Annotated in this window: 3 protein-coding genes; 1 reads left to right on the top strand and 2 read right to left on the bottom strand. The window is 66.2% G+C overall.

Annotated elements, in window-relative coordinates; translation table 11 throughout:
* Positions 1-82: 82 nt before the first annotated feature.
* A complete protein-coding gene (locus tag WA965_RS03430; protein ID WP_526300668.1) occupies positions 83-1,198 on the bottom strand; it encodes an Rv3169 family protein in 1,116 nt (371 codons plus the stop codon).
* Entirely contained in the window at positions 1,198-2,334 is a 1,137-nt protein-coding gene (locus tag WA965_RS03425) for a phosphotransferase family protein (RefSeq protein ID WP_526300670.1), read from the bottom strand. The genes WA965_RS03430 and WA965_RS03425 overlap by 1 nt, the downstream gene beginning before the upstream one ends.
* 45 nt (positions 2,335-2,379) lie before the next feature.
* Here WA965_RS03425 and WA965_RS03420 point away from each other — a divergent pair.
* On the top strand, positions 2,380-2,849 hold a 470-nt coding region (locus tag WA965_RS03420), incomplete at its 3' end, for a TetR family transcriptional regulator (RefSeq protein ID WP_526447067.1).

Raw genomic sequence — 2,849 nt, 5'->3', positions numbered from 1 at the left:
CACGCCGCAAGTGCATACCAGCAGCGAGAATGCGAGACGGTCCCTGCTGGAACGCAATTCCGGCGGGGTGGGGCGGACGGCGTCAGGGGGCGACGGTGAGCCAGTCGGCGAAGCCCGACGGGTCGTGTCGGCCCAGCGCACCGTGCTCGAAGAGTCCCCAGCCCTCGCACTCGGTCCCGTCGGCGTCGCGGCACACTGTGCGGCCGACGTGGTCGATCACGCCGAAGCCTGCCCGCCCGATGATGGCCGGATCGGTCATGTCGTAGGTCAGGCGTTCGGTGAAGCCGTCGCCCTTCCACACGCCATGGATCCAGTCGGAGTCCCCGCCGTAGCCGCCGCCGACGTGAATCGGCACCGCCAGCTTGGACTCGACGTCAAAACGCAGGGCGCTGCCATCGGATGCGGTGGCGTCGATCGTCGCACCGGTGGGGATGCGGGTGCCGGACCGGTAGTGGATCTTGACCCGCGGCCACCCCAACTGCTCGACGCGGCCGTCCTTCCAGATCCGTGTGCAGTCGTTGAGCGACCGGAAGCCCGACGGATCCTCCTGGATGATGATGACGATGCCGAAGTCGTCGAACGCCATCGGTACGTACAGCCACCACATGCCCTCGAACGGTGGGTCCGCAGGCCGCCCCGCGGGTTCGGCTTCACCGATCGGCCGGATGCCCCAAGATCTGTCGCGGGTGCCGATCCACCGCGACGGGTTGACGTCGACGTCCTCGCCGTCGATGGACAGCGTCCCACTCCACGAACCGACCTGTGCGAAGCGCTGGGCGTCGAGAGTGACCCGATTGCCCGCCCGCAGCACATGCCGCTGTTCCTGGACGACGTCGAAGAGTCCCTCGAACGTGAGATCGGCAGCGATTCCCTCGGTTTCGTCGAGCACGATCCGCAGTTTGTGCAGCGGTTCGGCCACCTCGATGCGATAGCCGCCGACGTTCTGGTTGAGCCGGTCCTGGTCGATGGCCCCCGACAGGTGGACCGCGGTCTGGGTATCCCCGCGCCGGACGAGCAGGAACGCGTCTTTCACGCCGAGGTTCGGGTAGTAGCCGATGCCGGTGATGACGAAGATGTCGCCGGTGCGGTCATGGGCGTTGTAGTAGGACCGGTCGTAGAAATTGCGGTCCGAGGATCCGGGCCACGCAATGGGCTGCGGCACCTGGTGAATCGGGAACTCGTCCATCGGTCCGAGCATCAGTTCGCCTCTCCGATCAGTCTTTTCAGCAGTGATGCGTGGTAGAAGAGCGTTTCGACGTCGTCGGGTTTCTCCATCTCGCCAAAGCGCACGCGGCGGGCTCCGGTGCGCATGAACACACAGCACCAGATGACACCCGAGTAGACATAGAACCAGTCGAGATCGGCCACCTCGACACCCGTGAGCTCTTGATAGGTGGCCCGCACATCGTCCTCGCGCAGGAAGTCGGGCATGCCCGGCAATCCCGCGAGCTTCGTCAATTCCTGGAACACCATGTGCGCGAACCCGATCCACGCAAGGTCGAACTCCCGCGGTCCGACGGTGGCCATCTCCCAGTCCAGCACGGCGACCGGCGTGAAATCGCGGTAGATGACATTGCCGATGCGGGCGTCGCCCCACACCAGAACGGGTTCCGCCGCGGCCACGTCGTCGGGGAAGCGCTCCTCCAGCCAGGCCAACGCCCGCTCGACCAGCGGTGAGCGGCCGATGTCGGGGACGCTGAACTCATACCAGCTCTTCAGCCAGCCGAAGTGGCGGTGCAGCGCCGTGTCCCCCGGGGGGTCGACGTCCTGGAGGAACCCGAAGGTCTTCTGTGCATCGGGAATCGAGTGCAGCTTGGCCAGCACCTCGACGGTGCTGTTCTGGAGTTTCTGCTGGTGCTCGACAGGTGCGTCGTAGAGCCAGTTGTCGCCGAAGGTGTAGGGCATCACGTCGGGCGGGACGGACCCGTCGACACGATCCATCAGGAAGAAGGGCCGCCCGAGCACATCGCCGCTGGTCTCGAGCCACCGAACCCGCGGCACCGCGACGTCGGTCAGTTCGCCGACCAGGCGGATCACCTCGTGCTGGTGGTCGAGGCGGTAGTGCTCGAAGACCGGCACATCGGTCTCGGTGGGCGCGACCCGAGCCACCCACTTCTGTTCGATCAGGCGTCCCGCCTGCATCCACCTGCCGCGGAGCATGATCGTCTCCGAGGACATGCCGTTGGAGTCGACGCCGCTCTCCACAGTGATCTCGGGTGTGCTGTCGCCCAGGATCGTGGACAGCCATTGGGACAGAGCAGCCGGCACATTGGTCATGTCGCGGCTGGACCGCTGAAGGCGACCGACCTCCTCGACGGCTGGTTCATTCGTCACGAACACGTCCTTCCCGCTCACAGTTACGCTACCGTGAGTAGCGTTATGAAAGCAGAGCCATTGCCGGATGACAAGACCCCGGCTGCCGGGCGCCCGCGGGACCCGCGCATCGACGCTGCCATATTGCGTGCCACCGCGGATCTGCTTGTGGAAATCGGATATTCGAATGTCACGATGGCGGCGGTCGCCGAGCGTGCCGGGACCACCAAGACCGCGCTGTACCGCCGATGGTCGAGCAAAGCCGAGCTTGTGCACGAGGCCGCGTTCCCGTCGACGCCCACGGCGATACAGGCCGCGCCGGGCGACATCGCCGCCGATCTGCGCGCCATGGTCGAGGCGACGCATGACGTCTTCACCAGCCCCGTCGTCCGTGCGGCGCTGCCGGGGCTGCTCGCCGAGATGTCGGCCGACGCCGAACTCAGCGGTCGGGTGATGGCCCGCTTCAGCGACGTCTTCGGTGCGGTGCACACCAGGCTCAACGATGCGATCGATCGGGGGGAGGTGCGCGCCGGGGT

This window comes from Mycobacterium sp. (assembly GCF_049683935.1).
GTDB lineage: Bacteria > Actinomycetota > Actinomycetes > Mycobacteriales > Mycobacteriaceae > Mycobacterium.
This window is presented reverse-complemented; position numbering and strand designations above follow the sequence as displayed.

What these genes read in the sequence shown, in the direction of transcription:
- WA965_RS03430 (WP_526300668.1), bottom strand. Translation starts at nt 1,198, where the DNA reads ATGCTCGGACCGATGGACGAGTTCCCGATTCACCAGGTGCCGCAGCCC.